14 protein-coding genes and 1 riboswitch are annotated in these 21614 nt (G+C 38.2%); of the genes, 3 read left to right on the top strand and 11 right to left on the bottom strand.

What is annotated here, in order from left to right:
- Positions 1–16: 16 nt before the first annotated feature.
- Positions 17–157, bottom strand: a riboswitch (cyclic di-AMP (ydaO/yuaA leader).
- A gap of 138 nt (positions 158–295) precedes the next feature.
- Positions 296–445 (bottom strand): hypothetical protein, encoded by a 150-nt coding sequence (locus BANA01_RS29920; protein ID WP_169803694.1) that lies wholly within the window; start codon positions 443–445, stop codon positions 296–298.
- 296 nt (positions 446–741) lie between these two features.
- Here BANA01_RS29920 and BANA01_RS14040 point away from each other — a divergent pair, with 296 nt between their 5' ends.
- Both BANA01_RS14040 and BANA01_RS14045 read left to right on the top strand, forming a co-directional pair.
- Positions 742–1473: a hypothetical protein gene (locus BANA01_RS14040; protein WP_063253565.1), complete on the top strand. Its 732-nt coding sequence runs from the start codon at positions 742–744 to the stop codon at positions 1471–1473.
- A gap of 12 nt (positions 1474–1485) precedes the next feature.
- Positions 1486–2226, top strand: coding sequence for a metallophosphoesterase family protein (locus BANA01_RS14045; protein WP_063253566.1), 741 nt, complete (start codon positions 1486–1488; stop codon positions 2224–2226).
- Between the two features lie 64 nt (positions 2227–2290).
- Here BANA01_RS14045 and BANA01_RS14050 read toward each other — a convergent pair whose 3' ends face one another.
- From BANA01_RS14050 to BANA01_RS14095, 10 genes are all read right to left on the bottom strand, one after another.
- A complete protein-coding gene (locus BANA01_RS14050) occupies positions 2291–3250 on the bottom strand; it encodes an aldolase catalytic domain-containing protein (protein ID WP_063253567.1) in 960 nt (319 codons plus the stop codon).
- A 195-nt stretch (positions 3251–3445) separates the two neighbouring features.
- Complete coding sequence (locus BANA01_RS14055; RefSeq protein ID WP_063253568.1) at positions 3446–4663, bottom strand: MFS transporter; 1218 nt, start codon at positions 4661–4663, stop codon at positions 3446–3448.
- Between the two features lie 285 nt (positions 4664–4948).
- Positions 4949–7789 (bottom strand): family 78 glycoside hydrolase catalytic domain, encoded by a 2841-nt coding sequence (locus BANA01_RS14060; RefSeq protein WP_063253569.1) that lies wholly within the window; start codon positions 7787–7789, stop codon positions 4949–4951.
- A gap of 508 nt (positions 7790–8297) precedes the next feature.
- Positions 8298–9191, bottom strand: coding sequence for a carbohydrate ABC transporter permease (locus BANA01_RS14065; RefSeq protein ID WP_082799525.1), 894 nt, complete (start codon positions 9189–9191; stop codon positions 8298–8300).
- A complete protein-coding gene (locus BANA01_RS14070) occupies positions 9191–10057 on the bottom strand; it encodes a carbohydrate ABC transporter permease (protein ID WP_063253570.1) in 867 nt (288 codons plus the stop codon). The genes BANA01_RS14065 and BANA01_RS14070 overlap by 1 nt, the downstream gene beginning before the upstream one ends.
- An 87-nt stretch (positions 10058–10144) precedes the next feature.
- A complete protein-coding gene (locus tag BANA01_RS14075) occupies positions 10145–11464 on the bottom strand; it encodes an ABC transporter substrate-binding protein (RefSeq protein WP_063253571.1) in 1320 nt (439 codons plus the stop codon).
- 192 nt (positions 11465–11656) lie between these two features.
- The gene (locus tag BANA01_RS14080; RefSeq protein WP_235847141.1) at positions 11657–12994 is read right to left on the bottom strand and encodes an ABC transporter substrate-binding protein; all 1338 of its coding nucleotides are present in this window, start codon (positions 12992–12994) and stop codon (positions 11657–11659) included.
- 27 nt (positions 12995–13021) lie between these two features.
- On the bottom strand, positions 13022–14509 hold the full coding sequence (locus tag BANA01_RS14085; protein ID WP_063253573.1) for a response regulator: 1488 nt from the start codon (positions 14507–14509) through the stop codon (positions 13022–13024).
- 1 nt (position 14510) lies between these two features.
- Positions 14511–16274 carry a sensor histidine kinase gene (locus tag BANA01_RS14090; protein WP_063253574.1) on the bottom strand — a complete coding sequence of 588 codons (1764 nt, stop codon included), beginning with the start codon at positions 16272–16274 and terminating at the stop codon, positions 14511–14513.
- Between the two features lie 193 nt (positions 16275–16467).
- Complete coding sequence (locus BANA01_RS14095; RefSeq protein WP_063253575.1) at positions 16468–19908, bottom strand: glycoside hydrolase family 3 C-terminal domain-containing protein; 3441 nt, start codon at positions 19906–19908, stop codon at positions 16468–16470.
- A gap of 670 nt (positions 19909–20578) precedes the next feature.
- Between BANA01_RS14095 and BANA01_RS14100 the strand changes: the two genes are divergently transcribed.
- Positions 20579–21614 (top strand): IS110 family RNA-guided transposase (locus tag BANA01_RS14100; protein WP_082799526.1); only part of this gene is annotated, 1036 nt, incomplete at its 3' end.

The following is a 21614-nucleotide window of genomic DNA, read 5'->3' on the forward strand; positions in this document are numbered from 1 at the left end:
GGGTCACAAGTTCCACCTTCCTTCTCAATAACGCTTACGAGGTTAGCTGTCGGATTCGGGCCTCCTGAGTAGCCCTACCTTAAAAAGGATTCACCCCTTGGATTGTTTACATCCATATGGTTCCCCCGTGCCTAATAGGTTTCAGCGATTTAGAAATTTGAAACTATTTTCAATATTATAATAGTTACTATTTTAAGAAAAGTAAAATAATTTTTTACAAAAATATAAAAAATATCTTAAATTCCTTTAAAACACTGTCTATGCTTCTTTATAAAGGAAATTTTCTTCCAAAATCTTATTCAACTACATCAAAATCATTATAGTAGATCACTTCACTGAGGAATTTACATCCTTCTATACTCTTGTAAGTGGCAGTTGCTTCCTCTTTATTATCAAATTCAAACATACGAATACTTGATTCTGAATACACCGTAATGACCCACATACTAATGCCCTCCTATTCAATGATTTTTTTAGACCGAGCCTTCCTAATATTTCAGTAAAATCAAATCAGGTTTTCTATGCCCTGGTTCTCACCATTAGCAACATAGAGATGTTTTATATCTTGTATTTTTATAATGCAATAAGTGTGCCAAATGTTTTTCCTAGTAGGAATCTACATTTTAGTATTCTTAACAAGCTATTACTGCAAAATTTTTTTGCTATGCCAGATTTTTTTGCGTAATGATGTTTATATTGTGCCTACAAAGGTGACCTTTGTATTGACTGGAGGTAGTTTTCATGGGAATGGTTACGGAAGCAAAATTCCATTTATATAAAGAAAAAATTGTTTCTCTAGATTTGCCCTTATCGGATCACGATCTTTTAAATTCCACATTCTTATTGAAAAAAGATGAAAAGAAAAAACTTGAAGTTTATTACACCCCATTTGACTACATAAATGAGAAAGCTCGTGTTGTTATTGCAGGGATTACACCTGGACTACACCAGATGAAAAAAGCGTATACAACTGTGATTGAGAATAGACATTTACATGATGAGGAGCTCCTTCATCAGGTTAAAAAAAGTGCTAGTTTCGAGGGACCGATGAGAAAAAACCTTATAACGATGTTGGATGAACTTGACTTGCCAAGATACCTGGGCATTTCTTCAACAAGCGATTTATTTGGAACAGCTAGTCATCTTGTCTACACTACCTCCATCCTTCCACATGCAGTCTTTTTCAATCATAAAAATTTTAACGGTTCAAGACCAGATATATTAAAAACGGAAATGCTATTGGAATTTGTAAAAAATAATTTTATTAAGGATATCTCTAGAATCAAACATCCATTGATGATCCCTTTAGGGGTAAATGTAAGCAAAGTGCTTGACCACTGTTATAAAAATAAACATACTTTGAAGGGATTCCCTCACCCCTCAGGGAGTAATGGTCATCGGCATAAACAATTTCAGGAAAATCTACAGGAAATGAAGAGACAAGTGGAGAATTATTTTCATATAAATGGTTAGGAGTTTTTTTAAATGGAAAAAATCGCGATTATTTCAGATATTCATGGAAATATCCCTGCACTAGAATCGGTACTGACTGACATCTATTCTAGACAAATTCAGAGAATTATTTGCTTAGGTGACTTAGTGGGTAAAGGGCCACAATCAAGCGTGGCCATACAAATGATTCAAAAGCATTGTGAAACGGTGGTGAGAGGCAATTGGGATGATTTCTTTCCTAAACCTCAAGAGTCCGACACCATCAAGTGGCACCAAAACCAATTAACGAAAGTACAAATGAATGATTTAAAAGAACTGCCGTTTTCAATAGAATTTATAATGAGCGGTAAGCTAGTCAGAATGTTTCATGCTTCACCGCGGAGTGTGTACGAAAGAATTCAACCGTGGGATGCACTTGAACGTCGCTTAAGTATGTTCGAAAACACAGACCACACAGAAAATATAGCAGGAAAAAGAGAGCCAGATGTTGTATTTTATGGAGATATTCATAATGCCTACCAGCAAAATATTAAAGGGAAAACATTATGCAACGTGGGCAGTGTAGGAAATCCGCTTGACCTCACGCAAGCCTCCTACGCCATTCTTGAGGGAGAATATAACCAAAGTGAAAATGGAGTTTTTTCGATACAGCTTGTTCGAGTTCCATATGATATTGAGGCATCCATACAGATAGCGAAAGAAATGGAAATGCCTGAGCTTGAGGAATATATTCAAGAATTAACAACAGCAAAATATCGAGGGTTAAAAAAGTAGAGATTTTATGTGTAAACACAAAACAAGTACCTCTGAGATGAGAGGTACTTGTTTTCAGTCTAAATTATTTTGTCGCTGGTGAAACAGAAACTTCTGGTGATGTTACCTTATCGTAAAAGTCTGCAAATTTATCACGATCGGCGCTGTCACGATAAGCCATTGCGACACGTGGATGTTCATTCAATACTCCAGAAATCATATACGGAATGATGTAACCCCACTCCCACTTCTGGCGCATGTCGAGCATGTGCCTTTCAATCATTTCTAGTACTGGTTTCAATTCATAGCTTGGCTTTTGGATGTAGCTTACAAGTAGTTCTGTGTTACAGTTACCTGCAGCACGGCCCATGCCATAAACAGATGAATCCAAGTATGTAACCCCATTTTGCATGGCAGCTAATGTATTGGCGAATGCTAACTGCATATTGTTATGCGTATGGATTCCAAGCTCTTTGTTTGGGATTAATTCTTGGAATCTTTTCACTTGGTGTTCGATATCCGCAGGATCTAAGCTTCCGAAAGAATCCACAATATAAACAACATCTACAGGACTTTCTCTCACCATATCAAATGCTTTGGTAAGCTGCTTTTCAGGTACACTCGATAACGCCATAATATTTAGTGAAGTCTCATAACCCAAATCATGGAACATTTGTACGAGCTCTAATCCTTTATCAACTTCTCGGATATAGCATGCGACTCGAATCATATCTAAAACACTTTGATCACGTGGTAAAATATCATTTGGATCTACACGGCCAATATCCACAAGAGCAGAAAACTTAGTGGATTTTTTTTCAGGGAAGATTTCCTTTAAGAAATTATCGTCTAGAAATCTCCATGGATTTGGCTCAGTCGCGTTCAGTAGTTTTGGGGAGTTTTTGTAACCAATCTCCATGTACTCTACACCAGCAGCACTTAAGCTATTATATAAGTCTTGAACAAATTCAACACTGAAATCCCAATTGTTAACTAAGCCTCCATCTCGAATGGTGCAATCTAAAATTTTACTACGATGTCCCATGAAAGTAATTCCTCCTGTATATCCTTTTTTGTCATTATTTGTAAGCCTTTTGCTTTAAAGTACTAAAATTCTTACTGTGTTTATATCATGTTTCATTCAAGCGAGTCAATGCTATTTTCCAAAAATTCTTTTTTTTTACAAATTAAAAGCCAATCTTCCAACATGTATGTCGGAAAGATTGGCTTTTTTATAACATCACACTGCTTCAGTTAAAGTATGGATTTCTTCCTGTTTACCTTTTCCTTTTTGCAAAGTAATCATTGCTAGGAAGGAGATACAATAAAGTGCCGCAAGATATCCCATAGCTACTGTTACATTTGCGTTTTGCAGGATATATCCTACTAATATAGGAGATAATCCCCCTAAGGCTCTACCGAAGTTAAAAATGGTATTGGTTGCTGTACTACGAATTTCAACAGAGTAATATTTGCTAATTAAAGCTCCGTAACCTGCAAACATTCCATTCGAGAAGAACCCAACAATTGCACCGCCAATCAGAAGTCCTGTACTGCCTGAAGCATAGGAATATAGGAAGACTGCAATAGCAGAAGCGGATAAGAAGATTCCGTACGAACGCTTCATTCCAAACCGATCCATGAATTGTCCAAAAGTTAACATACCTGCAATCATCCCTGCTGCTGTACTAATCGTCCAAAGCGCCGAGCTTGAAACGGATAAGCCTTGAGATTGTTGGAGCATGGATGGAAGCCAAATCATCAATCCATTATAACCTGCAATTTGTACAGTTGCCATGATTGCTAAAGCAAGTGTTGTTACTGTAGTTCTAGGTGTAGCAAATAATTGCTTAAGTTTTCCCTGCTTCTGAACGAGTTGCTTTTTCTTTTGTGATTCCAGCCATGCTGGTGATTCGTCTAGTTTCTTTCGAACGATAAAGGCGAAAATAACCGGTGCCAATCCAACGAAGAACAACCCTCTCCATCCCCATGACGGAAGAATCATCGCACTAAGAAGTGCTGCTAGAATAACACCGTATTGGGCACCAACACTTACATAGGAGGAAGCGCGCCCTTGTTTATTTTTTGGCCAAGCCTCAGCTACTAGAGCCATCCCAATTCCGTATTCTCCACCTGCACCTAAGCCGGCAATAAATCTAAATAAATATACTTGTTCAATATTTTGTGCAAGACCAGTTAATGCTGTTCCGACCGCAAATAATAGAATCGTATAGGTAAATATTTTAACTCTCCCAAATTTATCTGCTAAAATACCGAAAATAACTCCCCCAGCTAGCATTCCTAAATTAGTAATGGAAGAAATAAGTCCGCCTGCTGCCATATCGATATGAAACTCCGCAATAATCATCGACATCGCAAAGGATATAAACATAATATCCATGCCTTCTAATGTTAAACCTGCTACTGACGCGACTACTGTTTTTTTACGATAATCCATTCTTGTTGTTCTCCTTTCGAGCCTCACAGGACTCCGATTAAAAGATTTTGAGCGAAAAAAATGCCCTTTCATCCAAAGGACAAAAAGGCATTCATAGACATAATAAATTATGTATGAATTTTATTTTCGCCTTTTTGGCCTCTCTGGACCAGATTTAAAGGGATTTAATTTCAACTAATAGTAACATGATAATAATCTGGTGACAATATATTAAAAAATAAAAAATTATTTCCATAACAAAAAAAACGCACAAGTCATTATCACTGTGCGTGCGGATTAATAAGTTCATACGTATAAGTAATCTTTACCATTCACTAGAACTTTGGTGTTTGTACCTGTGACAATCTCCGCCTCTACTTCGTCTGGCATCGTTATTTGCAAATCAATATACTCCCCTAAATCTTTACAGTAGATATCAATCTTCCCCTGTGGAATCGGCACAGACCCCTTCATCCACTTTAAGCCATTTAAATTCGGAGATATCGCTACTTTTTTAAAACCTGGTTCTAGTGGCTTCACGCCTAAAAACAGTACACCAAAAATATAGGTTGGGGCAGCAGACCAGGCATGGCAATGACTGCGGCTAAAGTCACCGTCAATCAATTCCCAGCCTTCCCAGCATGTTGTCGCGTCATGTTCCAGCATAAAACCATAGATTTCCCGGATATTATCTAGTATCATCTCGTTTTCACCTAAACCCATTAAAGCCTGGTAATAGAAAAAAAGAACAAAAGGACTTTTTATTTGCACAAAATCTTTTGGCGGTTTTGTTAAATATTCCTCTATTATTTGCCTGCGTTGTCCTTCTGCGCATTCAGATAAATAAACGATTAAATTGGTTTGAATACTGGGAGCTTTAGATTTTTCTCCATCCTCATGAATGCTATCAATAAAATATTTTTCCTCTTCATCCCATAAATGTTTGTTTATCGCCTGTTTTAAGCTATTGGCTAGCTTTATAAAGTTGGCTTCATCTTCGTGTTCTCCAATGGTCATAGCTAGATAAGCTGTTTGTCTTAAAGCTTCGACTAAGAGAGCATTTTGATGGGTTATAATGTTATGTCCAGTATCCATCGGGGCCCAATCTAACATGTTCCAGGCATAAATTTCCACTAATCCATCTTCATTCATTAATTCTTGAAAACGTTGAACGGTCAACTTAAGTTCAGGGTAGACTTCTTTAATAAATTCTAAGTCGCCAGAATATCGATAATATTCCCTGCAGGCCATCATCCATAAAATCGACCATGCCGTTAATACATTTTGCCATCCACTTGGGACATGGGATTCTGGCAGCGGAGAACGATAAACAGATTTAGAAATTAACCTTAAACATCGCCGAACAAGATCATAGTTACCAAAGGAATAGTAATTCATCAGGGAAATGTTATACGAATCACCTGTCCATAGAGCCTGTTCATAGGCTGGGCAATCAATAATCGTATCCTGAGCACACATACGAATCGTGTGCTTTGAAATTTCCCATATTTGGTTTAATTGATAATCAGAACTGCTAAAGGTTCCTACATTTCCTGTTGGGAATGTTGTTACATCTACTTTGATTTGATAGATTTTACAAGGACTTTTTTGATTTCGAATCGTAAGCAGCATATACCGAAAACCCCTCGGGATATAGGATCGATAACGCTGCCTGCCGTATTTCGAAATATAACGCAAGGAATTATTCAAAGAAAAAGTATGCTCAATTCTCCCATCCTGATGGATACTTTCAAACAAGAAAATATCGAAAATCGTTCCTTTGGCAGCTTCTAGTTCAAATTCGATATATCCTAAATATTCCTTACCAAAATCAATTAGGTATTCTGTATCTCCTTGTTCCATTGGCTGAACATTTGTAAAACTTTGATTGGCTAGTATCATATTTTGATGCTGGAAGTTCAGAGAATGTGTTTTAATGTCTTTTTTAAATATGGAAAGGAGGCTTACATTATCCGTACAAACTTGGGTTTCGGGAATATCCTTAATCCACTTTCTAAATAATTCTAATTCACTAAGCGATGAAACTGTATTTACCTGTAAATAATCCTCTTTTTGTGGGACAAAATTTTGCACAAGGTTACCTATTTGCAACCGGGTTTCAGTGTAGAAAGGTCCAATGACTGAAAATCTTGTATCGTTTTGGGAAAAAGGTGCTTTGAAATGTACTTTTTCAGGAAAATCAAAAGCTAAATGTATAGTTGGTTCATGAAAAGACCCTCCTACATCTACTATTAATAAGTTTGCACCTTTTCTTAAATTAACAGTTTCATATTTTCCATTTTGTGTTTTATATTCTAACCCGTTTAGTTTAAACTCCCATTTGGCTTCTGCATGTGCATCGTAGGTAAGGGTCATAACTCCTTCAACATCGTCGTTCACATGGATTTCAGTGACTACATAACCTTGCATGATTTTTCCAGAGTTATTATCAAATTGTCCGGGAAAAAAGGACGGTTTTAAATCAATAGAAAAGTGCTGAGAAATCGGTTTTACTTCTTTTCTTGCTATAACACTTTTTGGATAAATAGGTTCATTGGTTAAATGGGGTATGTCCCTAGGGACGAGATTTTTCCAAGGACTCATCCCATAAGCACCAATAATTTCAGCATTGTGCCAAGAAGAGTCATCAAAATGAAGCTGTTCCCAGTTATTATTAAATCGTTCTGCATTATAAATTTCTGCCCAGGATAAACAATTAGACATTTTCACCGATTCTTTAACAAAACCATCATGATTGGAGGTCTTCCAACTTTCATCCGTTAGGATTTGATCAAGGACCTGATTATTTTGATAGAAATCAATTTGAGCGATTAATCCACTCCGTCCTTCTATATAATGCATGGTTCCCATTCCGTAATGGTTTACTAAAACCGCAATGACATTTTCTCCTTCTTTTAAGCCGCTTAATTCGTACTGGTCATAATACCATTCGTTTGTCCAGCCACGAACTGGCCCCGATCCTACTAGCTCACCATTGATATAAACCGTATACTTTGTGTCTGCGGATAGTGACAATGTTGTCATTCCAGTATTAGAAGGAACGGTGAATGTTTTTCTAAAACATGACCACTGATTTCTTGGATGTTCACCGCTCTGATCCCAAATCCATTTTGCCTTCCATTCCATTTTGTTCCCCCCATTGGAAAAGACCCGATTCATACAGAAGAACTGCAAAACTGGGTCTTCATTCTATTTTTTTATGGCTGTGTTAACGGAAATTGTTAATTTTGCACCTGTTGATTGGAGGCATAAGGCACGAAGACTCCTCGAAAAATCCACGGTCTCCAAATTACGGTAACAATCTGACCGGCTTTGTGCCCATAATCCCAAAGCTCCCCCATTTATCGGAACAATCTGACCGTTATTGTGCCTATAATCCAAAGCTCCCCCATTTACCGGAACAATCTGGCCGGTATTGTGCCCATAATCCTAGGTTCTCCCATTTATTGGAACAATCAGACCAGGATAGTGACGATAAACCCAGGCTCTTCAAATTACGGTAACAATATAGTGTCGATATTCCAAGGCTCCCCGGCACGCCCGCGGAAAGCGAAGTGCCTTGGGCGGAAATCAACAGTCTAAATTAACACAACCCTTTGTATATATAGTTAATACCAATAATATGATAGTCCTGTTACTTAACTGACCCCGCTGTCATTCCTGCTACGATCTTCTTGTTGAAGATAATAAACAAGATGAGCGGTGGAATGGATATTAATAGGACATTCGTGAACAATAAATTCCACTTTGTAATGTACATACTCATGAAATTATAAAGTGTTAACTGTAATGTGGCGTTTTCTGCACCAGGAAAAAAGTATAAAGGATTTACGAAATCATTGTAGACGCTAACGGCAGTCAATACGATGACAGTGGCAGAAACTGGTTTTAACAACGGTAAAATGATATTAAAGAATAACCGAAACCTTCCACATCCATCAATTAGTGCCATCTCGTCCAGTGACCTTGGGATCGTAACCATGAATCCTCGATACAAAATAATCGTAAATGGCAAGTTTAGTGCCACCTCTATTAGGACGATTCCTGGCAGTGTTTTAAACAAACCTATTTCTTGCAGTACCCATATGGTCGGAACCACAGCTGGGGGAATAATCAGCCCAGCTAGAATCAGAAAGTTAAAAAAAGGAGTCACTTTCGTCACTTTTCGCTGTAAAACATATCCAGCAGCAGCACCCAGGACGATTAAAAGAATGATAGACAATCCAGTAATCATAACACTATTAAAAAATGCCCGAATAATCATTCCATCTCGCGCGGTTATTACCTCTTGGATATTCTCCATCAAATGAAAAGAACTAGGCCAATTCATATTCAATAAAGAAGATTCCTGTGTATTTTTAAACGCATTAATAATGACAAAATAAAAGGGAATTCCAAAGATCGCTAATGTTGCCACGACCCCGAAACTTTCAATGAAAATGTTCCATAGCTTCTTGCCTATTTTTGTCTTATTTTTCCGATTTATAATAGGTTTTGTTTCCAGATCCCCAAGTACAACCTTGCTCATTACAAATCCACCTCTTTTTTATTGAGATACGAATATAGAGGGAATGCTAAGGCAGAAACCAGTATGAATAAAATAACATTACCTGCTGTTGATAGGCCGAAAAAGCCAGCTTGATACTGCTTATATATAATAGATGCAATCAAGTCCGTACTGAATCCTGGTCCTCCTTTTGTCATCGTCCAGATTAAATCAAAAGAACGTAACCCGCCAATAAAAGAGAGAATAATAACTGTGTTCATGGCAGGACGGCTAAGCGGTATTATAATACTTTTAAAATTATGCCACGCATTTCCGCCATCAATTTTAAGTGCCTCATAATAATCTTGTGGAATTGACATAATACCTGCAATAAAAATAACGGTTGCCATCCCGACTCCTTTCCACACATCCACCAATGCGACAGATAAAAGCGCAATATCGGTATCCCCTAACCAGTCAGGACCGGCAATTCCTAATCCTTGAAGGACGATATTGATAATTCCTTGTGATGGGTGCATCATCATCGTAAAGGCAATACCAACTGCAATCGTACTTAACAGTGTCGGAAAAAAGATCATGGAACGAATAAATCCTACTGTTTTTAACTTTGAACTTAAGTACACTCCGAGCAATAAGCCTAAAATAACTTTCAAACCACTTGTTAATACTGCATATATTAATGTGTTTTTAAAACCAATATTTAAAGATGGTTCTGATAAAAAAGTTTTAAAGTTTTCTAGACCTATAAATTCCCAATCTGTTAATGTCCACCATGTCATACTGAAAAACAGGGACATAATCGTTGGCAACAAGAAAAAGACAAAATAAACAATTCCTGCTGGTAATAAGAAGTAGTACGTATACGTTTTATTTGCTAACTTATTCACCTGCTGTTCCTCCCTTCAACCCTTTTGAAAATAGTGGCCCTGCTAGAATCTAGTCAGGGCCACTGAATTATTGACGAAAATGATTGTTTACCAACCTTCAAGACCTAGTTGTTTTGCTTGTTTTTCAACATCTTTATCGTATAGCTCTGCGCCCTCTTTTGCAGAACTAATTCCACTTCCAACTTGTGTTGTAATTTGCTCCAAGCTTGGACCTTTGACAGGGCTCAAGAATTCAAGAGCTGGAGCATTATTACCCGCATCAAAGTACTGAATCATGTCTTTTACGGCTGGGTAAACATCATCTGGAAGTTCTACACCTTCAATGGCAAACGGTCCAGTCGGCGGAATTTTAGATGAATAGATTGTCACACCTTCTTGAGAAACGTAAAATTCTAAAAATTTCTTTGCTGCATCAATATGCTCACTATTTTTGTTAATAAAGATACCTGCTGGCATCCACACCGTTAAACCATTTTTGTCTGCACTGTCACTTGGCTGAGCGAAAACTCCGATATCTTGCATTTTGTCTGGGAAGGTTGTTGCAAGATTTGCTAATGCGAACGTAATCATTGGATAATGAGCTCCCTCACCGTCCGCTAACATTTTTAACCCTGCATCATAGCCAGTAGCTAGGAATTCTTTATTCATGTAACCTGCTTTAAATACTTCTTCTAATTTCTCAAAACTGCGGAGTGCTGCAGGAGTAGTAGCGATTTTTGCCTTGTTTGCAGTAAAATCTTCGGCAAAAGTCGGATTTTCTTGAAGGACATTGTAGTTATCCGCGAGTACAATTACTTGTGATGTCCATGTATCCTTGAATGTTCCAATAACAGCTGTTTTACCAGCTTGTTTAATTTTTTCGTTATTAGCCATTAATTCGTCCCAAGTTTTTGGAACAGAAAGGCCAAGGTCGGAGTAAACCTTTTTGTTATATAACCAGCCGCCAGCATTCGTTGGAGTACCCGGAATTCCAAACACTTTCCCATTTGCAGAAACTGCTGCTTTGTAATCGTCCATGATAGTTTCCATGAAAGGTTCGTTACTTAGGTCAACGAAATTTTGCTCTGGATTAACTGCCTGCAGCGAGGATCCTGAATTAATCCAAGCCAAATCAGTCATATCCCCGGTTGCTAAACGAGTTTTGATAATATTATCACCTTCAGAGCCGCCCGGACGAGTCTCTATTTCTACTTTTATATTATTTTTCTTTTCAAATTCATCAATGATCCCTTGAATTCCATCTAGTTGTGTTTGGTTATCAATTAAAAATGTTACCGTTTCTGTTTCTGAACTCTTCCCCCCACCTGAAGTGGTTTCCTCTTTGCTGTTACAGCCTGCTATTATTCCTGCCATTAGTGCGCTGCTAAGTAATAATGGTACTAACTTTTTTCTTTGAGTATTGAACATCTTTTTTCCCCCTTATAAAGTGTCTCTTCTAAAATTACTGGCTCTTACTTGGTGATACTTTAATTTTAAGCGCTTTCAACTGAGTTTTTAAGTGATGCTTTTTTTTGATATACGTCTGATTTTTTTGGATTAGGTACATAAAAAAAGACTTCTTTCTTTGTTAATAGAAAGAAGTCTGATCAAATAATTTAGCTATTCCCAGCCTGTGAGACCTAGTTCCTTTGCTTGTTTCTCTACATCCTGGTCGTATAATGCTGCACCGGCTTTTGCAGATAGCTGACCGCTGCCTACTTGTGCTGTTATTTGTGGTAAATTTGGCCCCTTTAATGGGATAAGGTTTTCGAGTGCCGGAGTGGTGTCTTCGGATTCAAAATAAGGTAACATATCCTTCACTGCAGGTATGATATTATTTGGAACCTCCCTACCCTTTATCGCTAAAGGACCAACAATAATTTTATTAGAAAGAAAGGTTTTTACTCCCTCGGAAGATGCAAAATAAGTTAACCACTTTTTTGCAGCCTCTAATTTCTGAGTATTCTTGTTAACATAAATCGCAGCAGGCATAAAGACAGTCATTCCATTTGTATCAGAACTGTCGCCAGGTTGAGGGAAAAATCCAATATCATTAATTCTATCTGGAAAATCCCGTTTAATTACTGACAAAACACCTGAGACAATTGGATATTGAACACCAGTCCCATCTACAAGCATTTCTATTCCATCCTTATAAGTGGCTGTTTTATAGTCACTATTTAAGTAACCTTTTTGATATACTTCTGATAATTTCTCAAAGCTTCTTAATGCTGCAGGTGAAGTAGCAAATTTAGCTTTATTGGCAGCTAAATCCTCAGCAAAGGTCGGGTTTTGAGAAATGACATTGTGGTTATCGGCAAGAACGATTAGCTGAGAGGTCCAATCATCCTTGTATGTACCGATCACTGCTGTTTTACCAGCAGCCTTAATTTTTTCACTGTTTGCTATCAATTCATTCCAAGTTTTTGGAACTGAAAGTCCGAGCTCACGATAAACCTTTTTGTTATAAAACCATCCGCCAGCTAATGCATTCCCAAATGGAAGTCCAAATACTTTGTCATTCACGGTTACTGACTTTTTAAAGGAGTATTCTACATTGTTTATAAAAGGCTCCTGTGTTAAATCAACAAAGTATTGCTCTGGGTTAAGCGCCTGTAAAAGCGATCCGGAATTATAAAATACCAAATCAGCCATATCACCTGTCGCTAATCGGGTTTTGATGACCTCATGACCTTCAACACCGCTCGGGCGTGTTTCTATTTCTGTTTTAATATGGTATTTCTCTTCAATCTTTGCAGCAACCGCCCTGATGCCATCCTGTTCGATTTGATTATCAATTAAGATACTAATGGTGCTCTCTTTTGGATCGGTTGTATTTAATATACTACCTTCGTTACTCCTGCAGCCTGTCAATACGCCAATAAATAGCGCTAGGATTAACAATGGTGTCATAACTTTTCTAACAATTAACATACTCATTCCCGCTTCTTTCTTCATTAGTAGTAGATTATTATTTAATGAGTATTAAAAGGAATCTCGATATTGTCCAGGATTTACTCCAACCTGTTTCTTGAATAATTCAGAAAAATGGCGGTACGTATGGTATCCAACTTTTTCACTAACATCTGCTACTTTATACCCTTCCAGTAAAAGCTCCTTCGCACGCTCAATCCGAAACTTCGTTAAATATTTAATATACGAAATCTTCATCTCCTCCTTAAAGAGAAGACTGAAGTAGGTAGGATTCATCCCCACATAGTCTGCTACATCCTGTAAAGTCAAATCCTTAGAAAAGTTTTTTTGAATATAAACGCAGGCTTTTTCTACTGCTTCATGCTTCTTATCCCTGCGAATCAAAAGGAACCAATCCATAATCATTTCCATTTGATTCTTGAGCCAATTAAACATTTTTTCCTTTGTATTTAGCATCCTAATTTCGATATGGGGCAAGTAATTTCCCTGACTTATTTTTGATATATCTTCCCCTGTTTCTTTTGCCACTTCCATTCCTAGATAAATCAACTTTAATATTTCCCTCTCGATCAAATCTGGATTTAAGCGCTGGGATTGAATTTTACTAATAAATTCACTAAGCTGTTTAAATAGCCCTGTTTTATCACCAGTACGCAAATAGAAAATGATAGATTCTTCTAGTTCAGATAAATCACCAGGGATATTTGGATTCTCTCCAATCTCTTCAAATCGTGTCCATCCTCCCTGTTCTAGAAAGTGACCATATCTTAATGCCTGCAGTGCTTCTTTGTACCCTTTGGGTGCATCAATTAGGTTTTGATAGGTACGGCCAGATCCTATCGATATCCCATTTTCACCCGGCCAATATAATAATCGCTTCCATAGTTCTGTTGTATCCTCATGATAATGAAAGATGACAAGCAAATGTTCTGCTCCATTCCGAACATAGACTGGAAGATACGATGAGTCATTTGGCAACTCTTGAATTTTCTCCGATAGCGCAAGGACCGTTACCCCTACAATATCCTTTGACCCTTCACCAAAGCTGTTCCTCCACTTAGGTAATGCCTCCACACCTTCAAGGAGTAAACCCAGGGTTGCTTTTTCTATCAGTTCAATACGGCTATTCTCCCATTTTTCTTCGAGAGATAACACGCTTTTCTGCTGTTGTACTTTTTCTTGAATTTTTTTTAGTGTTTCCTCCATCATGGGAATGGTAATTGGTTTTTCTAAATAATCTGAAACACCAAGCTTTATCGCTTTTTTTACATATTCAAATTCATTAAAACCGCTAAAAACGATACATATAATCTCGGGTGCTGCTGCGAGGATTTTCTCTACAACCTGTAAGCCGTCCATCCCAGGCATTCGAATATCAGTAAAAATAATGTCCGGTGAGTGGGTTTCAACAAGATCAATAGCAGCATACCCATTACTAGCGGTTCCGACTAATTCTATTCCGTATTTTGACCAGTCGATCATCATTTGTAAGCCTTGAAGAACGATGTATTCATCATCAAAAATAACAGCTTTTAACAATCTAATCCCCCCGAACATCGCGAAATTTAATTTCTATACATGTTCCTTCATTTACCTTACTCGTTACGTTAAGCGAACTATCTTCTCCATAAAACAATAGGAGTCTTTCACGGACATTTTTAAGTCCATAACCACTTTCTGTAATGTTCAGATCCTCTATTCCTACACCATCGTCACAGATCGTGAATAGTATCCATTCACCAGAGATTCTTCCTTTTAACTCAATTGTGCCTTCCCCGAATTTTGGCTCTAAGCCGTGATAAATGGCATTTTCTACAAACGGCTGCAGCAAAAGCTTAAGAATAGGTTTATTTAGTAATTCTGGATCTACATCTTCGATATACCGGAAGCGGTCCTTGTAACGGAGATTTTGGATGGTTAAATAGTGGTGGATATGTTCCAGTTCCTTTGCAATAGGAATCTTATCTTCTCCATTATTTAAGCTTAATTTAAAGCTTTCTGATAAGGCCACTGCGATTTCTGCTATTTCACGGTTATTTTGCAAGATTGCCATCCAATAGATAGAGTCCAAAGTATTGTATAAAAAATGTGGTTTTATTTGAGCTTGTAAAGCGCGGAGTTCAGCCTCCCGCTCTTTTAACTGTGAATGAACAAGCCGCTCATTTAACTCTTTGTTTTCAACCGTTATTCGTTGAAATGTTTCTCCGATTGCTCCTATAGTATCAGTCTCATGGTCTTCACCAGACCCCCACAATCCTTTGGCCCAGTCAATCGTCATTCTCTTTAACTGCACCCATGGCTTTGCAACTTTTCCTGATAGAATGAAAGAGATTAATAGCGCCATAAAAGCGATAATAGAAGAAATACCCGCTGTTATGATTCCAATTTTGTTGGACTGCTTAAGCAGGTCCTTTTCTTTCGTAATATTGGCGAAAGTCCAACCAGTGGTTTGATTTGTGTAGCTGCTAATTAGATACCCTTGCTGTTTCAATTTTTGAAAAGTTGCCTGAATGTCTTTCCCACTACCAAAATCGGAATCCAACGTGGATGGATTACTAAAAACGGTATTTACTTCATTCTTTGAAGAATCAATAACAGCAATCACACTCTCACTATCATCATTTATGACTCTAGAAAACATTGATTTTTTAATATTAACAACCAATAAGCCAATTTGCTTTGGATTAAAGACATTTTGCGGGTCACGTAACAGCTTTACCGATGAAAAAGTGGTATCATCTTCTGAAAGTGCGAGGACATTATAACTGTAGAATATCGGTCTTCCTTGTGCATGTACACTTTCTTTATACCAATCTGAATCTGCGATATCCTTATAGATGTGGCTTGTATCATAACTTCCAATACTATTATGATTGCCGTAACAAACAGGACGGAAATAAACATCAAAAAGACAAACGGAATCAATATCTTCTGTATCAATAAAATAGCTAGATATTAAATCTTGCATCCGTTTTGTTGTATTCTCGTCTAAGACATTCTTTCCTATTTCTGAAAAAGCCGCACTGTCCACTAACTCCTGGCGTACACTCGTGCTCCATGAAATGACACGTTCCATATTGATGATGTTTCGAAATAATAGATCAGTCACCTCACTATATGACTGAAGATTATTTCCTGTGGTTTCCAACTGATTTTGAACTAGTGTATTCTTGGCAATATTAAAAGAAATAAAACCTAGTAAAATGAGTGGAAAAATAGATAAACAGATCATGATGAAAAAATATTTATATCTAATTTTATCACTGTGAAAATGGTTTCTGACTCTTCTGAATCTTTCTCTCATGATTGTCCACCTTTTCAAAAATATGTATTCACCTAAGATTCTCCGCACGTAACTATTATACTGTCATCATAAACTGAAATTTAGAGTTTTACTATATGATTTTTTACTTTAAATGAGTCTCATAGAAAAATAGAGCATAGCCCCTGCCATTGACAAGGGCTGTATTTCTATTATTTAAAACAGGTTATACTTTTTACTTAACCTTAAAAGAGAGGCTATCAATTCGAAGGTCCGGTGCATGGAATTTTATATAGATCGTATGCTGTCCTTTTGGTGCATTTTTACCCAAATCGACCGTTACCTCCTTATAGCCTAACTCGTTTACCGTTACCCCGGCATTTTGAATGGTATATGTGTTCTTGCCCGTAGTTGGAACATTGATTTCTGCAAAAGGAACGCTGTTTACAGAGTCAGCATGCAAAGTAATTTTACCGCCAGCCACATCACTTGCAACAGAGGCTGTTACCTTATTTGAGCCTGTCAGAACTACTTTCGGCAATGCTATCCAAGATCCATTCTGTTTCGAACGGACAGCATGATATCCGCCAACCACTTTCTCTGCTTTTAAATTTTCTGCGGTTCTTTGTTTAGATACTTCATGATAAACCACTTCGTTAGAAGCAAAGGCATGGTCAAACACATTAAACGGCTTATTTGCAGGCAGTGCTGCAAGAGATTCGCCAGCTACCTTGACTTCCTTCTCTGCTTTAATATCTTTTGATGAACTTCCTACCATTAGCGTATAGTTTCCTTCTTCTACAATGAAATCACCTTTATTGACATCCCAGATAGCTAAATCTTTAGGATCAACAGAAAGGGTCACTGTTTTTGTTTCACCTGCATCCAGGGAAACTTTTTCAAATGCAACTAGCTGTTTTTGAGGAGCATAATCTCCATATACTGATTTATTATTTTTTGCATATAACTGAACAACTTCGGAGGTGTTTACATTACCGTTATTTTTGACTTTTACACTGACTTCAAATGGACCCTTTTCGTCAGCACTTACCGGTGCAGTGAAATCACTGTAGGAGAAGCTGCTGTATGAAAGACCATATCCGAACGGATATGTAACCTTTGCCTCTGTGTACATATATGTCAGCTTCTGTTCAATAGGGTCTGCATTCGTCATATCTATCTCAAATCGTGGGTCGATATCTGCTAGACTGATTGTTGTGTTCCCCTCAGGGATAGAGTATTTACTAATAGCTGGGAATGACGACATATCTGCATACCAGGTAGAAGACAAACGGCCAGTTGGTGCATAGTCACCATATAGAACTTGAGTTAACGCTTTGCTTTCATACTGTCCGCCATATGGCTGGTATACAATAGCAGATACATTCGGATTGTTTTGGATTTTTTCCATGCCAACAGGGAAGCTTGTTTTTACCACGACAACGGTCTTTTTCCCTTTTGCAGCAAAAGCAGCAGAGACTTTATCAACTAGTTCGTAGTCTGCATTACTCATATTTAAGTCAGAACGGTCATTTCCTTCCCCTGCACTGTGGCGTGGAATTGCTCCGACAAAAACAACCGCATAGTCGTCCGTTTCTGCACGTTTGACAGCTTCTGCGCCTACTTCTTTAACAACGGTTTCTTCAAATTTCACCTCATCATTTCGGTTAGCGGCATTTGCTTTATTACCAAGGATTGAGGCAGCTGTTTTCAATTTCCCATCAGAACCTGTTGTTATAAATCGTCCATTTGAATAATACCAATTGGTGAAATCCCCTGAGAAACCAGTGCGGAATCCGCTTGCGATCAGTGAAACCGATTGATCTTCATTCTTCTCCACACGAATGGTTGGCGGGATTGCACTCGTTTGTCCGACCATCTGTGCAAGATCCCAGTCGTTATTGGTAAGATTTAATGGTGTATTATTTGAATTCTCGACAGCTGCATTAGCGGTTGTCGGAGATGTTACCCAGCGTCCGTTCTTTACTGAACGCAAGCTATATCCTTCTTGTCCCCAATTGTAAACCTCGAACAAATGGGCAGGGTTGGTCACATCTAAAGCTTCGGAAGTCGTAACAAGCTGGGAACCTTTTGTTACATCTAGTGCGTTAACGTCCGCTGAAACGGTTTGTCCGTTCAGTTTGGATTTCAATGCAACAACTTTAACTGCCGGGTCGTAAGAAACATTGCTTGCCCCGTTGGCTTTAATAATCGCCGACAACGGAGAGATACCAGAGTTTTCGATACTTGGTGTTGTTCCAACCGAATAGGTAGTTTTGAATCTAGAATCTGCATAGACACCGGAAACTGCAGCTTTCTTATTTTTTTCAAGAGGCAGTGTGCCATCATTCTTAAGCAGCACGATACTTTCCTGAGCTGCACGTAAAGCTACTTCCTGATGTTCAGGTGCATTGAACGTTGCAGGTACTGCTCTTACATCCTTCGCTTCTTGTGCGAAAGGATAGTTCTTTGGAATGCCATTTTCATCTACTTCATTAAAGACACCAACACGAACCAATTGGTTTACATGGGGACGAGCAGCCTCTATTAAATCTTCTTTCGTAAGATCATATTTGCCTTGCTCAACAGCATCAACTAAAGCTGCAACATCGTCCAATGCATTCTGCACATTAGGTCCCGGACGACCAGCGTTCGCCTTAGCCAAAATCATTAAAATCGTTGCATTTGTTCGATCTGTAGCATATTGCGTGTCGTAGCCATTCCCTTGTGCACCTTGGAAGACCAGTTGGTCACCATTAAAGTCCGGAGAACTATAAACTCCATACTTAGAAAAATCATTAGCATGAATTTGATATGGGGAAAGAATGTTAGGTATACCGTTAGTACGGCCAAATGATGTCATTACTCCCGCAACTGAACCGGTGCTAAGCGCTTTCAAAGGACTGCGCGTTTGATATTCAAAAATCGAACGGGCACCTGCACTATTATTCGCACTTTGGCGGAACCACTGTGCGTTATATACAGAGAAGTGTTTTGTTCCGACTGCTGCGCGCATCCAGAACCCATCGTCACTCTTTTCTTGGTCCGTTCCACTAAGACCTGCTGCCATACCGTCAATCATCTCAGCTGCCATATGAGCATCTTCCGAGAATCCCTCGTCAAATCTCCCACTCAATGGATTAACCCGCATATCGCTTACAACCGTAAATGCAACGGTCGCTGAAGCATTGGCACCGCCATGAATGTTCGATTCGCCTTGTTTTACTTTAAGAGTACTGATTTTTTCGCTTCCCATTACTTTTCCGATATCAGAAAGTAGATCTTTGTTCCAGGTTTGGCCCATTCCTACTAATGCCGGAAAGTCTGTAGAAATTCCTTGAACGTTATCAGCTGCTGAAAGAGCACCCGGAATAACTTTTCCGGCATTTGCACCACGCTGTAACGTGTAATGATTTCTCGAACCAGTTGCATAAACTGCTGGTCCTTCTAAGCCTGTGTATTCAAAGTAAGTGTCAACAAACTCATCTAAATGCTCAGGCACACCGTCAAATAGCGGCATTCCATCAAATACACCGCCGACTTGTTTTTTAAAGACAATGGTCTCCTCTGCCTGTTTCGCCGGTGCATGGAAGTTAACCAACCCTGCTGTTAGCGTAGTAATAAGCATGACTGATAGTGTTCTTTTTCCCAACTTAAAGAGGTGGGATTTCTTCATTCCTTTCACTTCCTCCCCCAAATATAAAACGTTTTCAAAATTCTGTTTTTTCGATAGGGACCGGTCTCCTATATAAACATCATAGCCTATCCCATATCAGGACAGAAGTGTACTATTTTTTTGATTATGTATGTATTTTTTAGGACAATCGAAAAAAGGATTAACAAAAAAAGAACAACCCTGCAAAAATTTTTACGGGTTTACTTTTGAGGTGCAAAACGGAAAACCGCAGACCATATCAAATAACTTACAGAATATTTCACAGTCAAAAGGCCTAGAGATGCAAATATCTCTAAGCCTTTTTTAAATTCACTTTTTTTACTAGAGCACCCGTAAGTTGGACAAGTTTATTAGCCGCTAAAGCTAGTTTGAAAAATAAGCGGAGAAATTTCTCTTATTTAGGAATTAGCTCTGAAAATAGCTTAAACATACTAACATTAGTAGCACAAACCAAGGCCATGGTTTGTGCTACTATTTTTTTATAGTAGAAGTGAAGGAAGGTCGATCCGTCTATGGGACCATGTAAGAGTCCGTATCTTAAACAGACCAACTTCACACCCTTGTTTGAATCAGTTTAGTATGTTGGGTCCTAGAGACCGTGTATAAGAAAATGGAATCGATAAGGCACTGTGAAGACTTCTATGATTGGTTATAAAAGGAGAGTATCTATATGAAACATGTCATCGCTCTTGATGTAAGTAAAGGGATAAGTACCATTGCCATCTATAATGGCTATAGACAATGTGAATTTGAAGGGGAATTGTATCATACACGCATTGATTTTGAGCAGCTACACCTTCGTATTAAGGAAATAACAGCTCTTGATGAACAAGCCCCCGAAATCGTATTTGAGGCGACGGGTGTCTATTCAAAATCAGTTGAAAAGTTTCTACGGGATCACGGACATACATACTGTCGCATGAACCCGCTTGAAGCGAACCTACAAATGGCTTCAATGCGTCGACACAAAACCGATATTAGCGATGCCCATGAGTTAGCGAAAACCCACTTTAAATTGGAACGTGAAACGACGTACGTGCAGAATGATTATTATGAACAGATGCGGGCGATTACTCGTTATTATGAAGAGATTGATGAAGAACTTTTTCTATTACGCAATCGTATGCATGCCATTTTACATATTGCATTTCCAGAGTTGGAACAACTTATTACACCGAGTTCAGCGCTATTTTTAAATTTTGTGCAATTGTATCCACATCCAGCACTATTATTAGCTCATTCAAAGACAATTATTAAAAATCGTTTAAAAAGCAATACACGTAAAAAACTTTCACCAGAACGTGCAGAGAAAATAGCCATCGTGTTATTAAAAGCTGCGAAAAATTCATATCCTGCCATTGAACCAACGGATATTCGTTGTAATCAAGTACGCGATTATGCCCAACGTATTGCGGATTTAATAGAAAAGAAAGACCAGCTTGTGAAACAAATGGTTATGTTGTCTGAAGGAAGAAAGGAATATACCGTATTACGCTCTTTTCCAGGGATTGGTGATACAACAGCGTGCAGACTTATTGGCGAACTAGGTGATATTCGCCGATTTAAGAACGCGAAACAACTGAACGCTTACGTTGGCATCGATATTATGCGCTATCAATCTGGCAATACACAATACCGTGATCGTATTAATAAACGTGGAAATAAGAAACTAAGGAAGATTTTATTTTTTATGATTTGTACGATGA

This window comes from Neobacillus niacini NBRC 15566, assembly GCF_001591505.1.
Lineage (GTDB): Bacteria > Bacillota > Bacilli > Bacillales > Cytobacillaceae > Neobacillus > Neobacillus niacini.

Coding starts and splice junctions, on each gene's coding strand:
- BANA01_RS14065 (WP_082799525.1), bottom strand. CDS start 9,191: ATGAGCAAGGTTGTACTTGGGGATCTGGAAACAAAACCTATTATAAAT.
- BANA01_RS14050 (WP_063253567.1), bottom strand. CDS start 3,250: ATGGGACATCGTAGTAAAATTTTAGATTGCACCATTCGAGATGGAGGC.
- BANA01_RS14090 (WP_063253574.1), bottom strand. CDS start 16,274: ATGAGAGAAAGATTCAGAAGAGTCAGAAACCATTTTCACAGTGATAAA.
- BANA01_RS14075 (WP_063253571.1), bottom strand. CDS start 11,464: ATGTTCAATACTCAAAGAAAAAAGTTAGTACCATTATTACTTAGCAGC.
- BANA01_RS29920 (WP_169803694.1), bottom strand. CDS start 445: ATGTGGGTCATTACGGTGTATTCAGAATCAAGTATTCGTATGTTTGAA.
- BANA01_RS14095 (WP_063253575.1), bottom strand. CDS start 19,908: ATGAAGAAATCCCACCTCTTTAAGTTGGGAAAAAGAACACTATCAGTC.
- BANA01_RS14080 (WP_235847141.1), bottom strand. CDS start 12,994: ATGAAGAAAGAAGCGGGAATGAGTATGTTAATTGTTAGAAAAGTTATG.
- BANA01_RS14040 (WP_063253565.1), top strand. CDS start 742: ATGGGAATGGTTACGGAAGCAAAATTCCATTTATATAAAGAAAAAATT.
- BANA01_RS14055 (WP_063253568.1), bottom strand. CDS start 4,663: ATGGATTATCGTAAAAAAACAGTAGTCGCGTCAGTAGCAGGTTTAACA.
- BANA01_RS14060 (WP_063253569.1), bottom strand. CDS start 7,789: ATGGAATGGAAGGCAAAATGGATTTGGGATCAGAGCGGTGAACATCCA.
- BANA01_RS14045 (WP_063253566.1), top strand. CDS start 1,486: ATGGAAAAAATCGCGATTATTTCAGATATTCATGGAAATATCCCTGCA.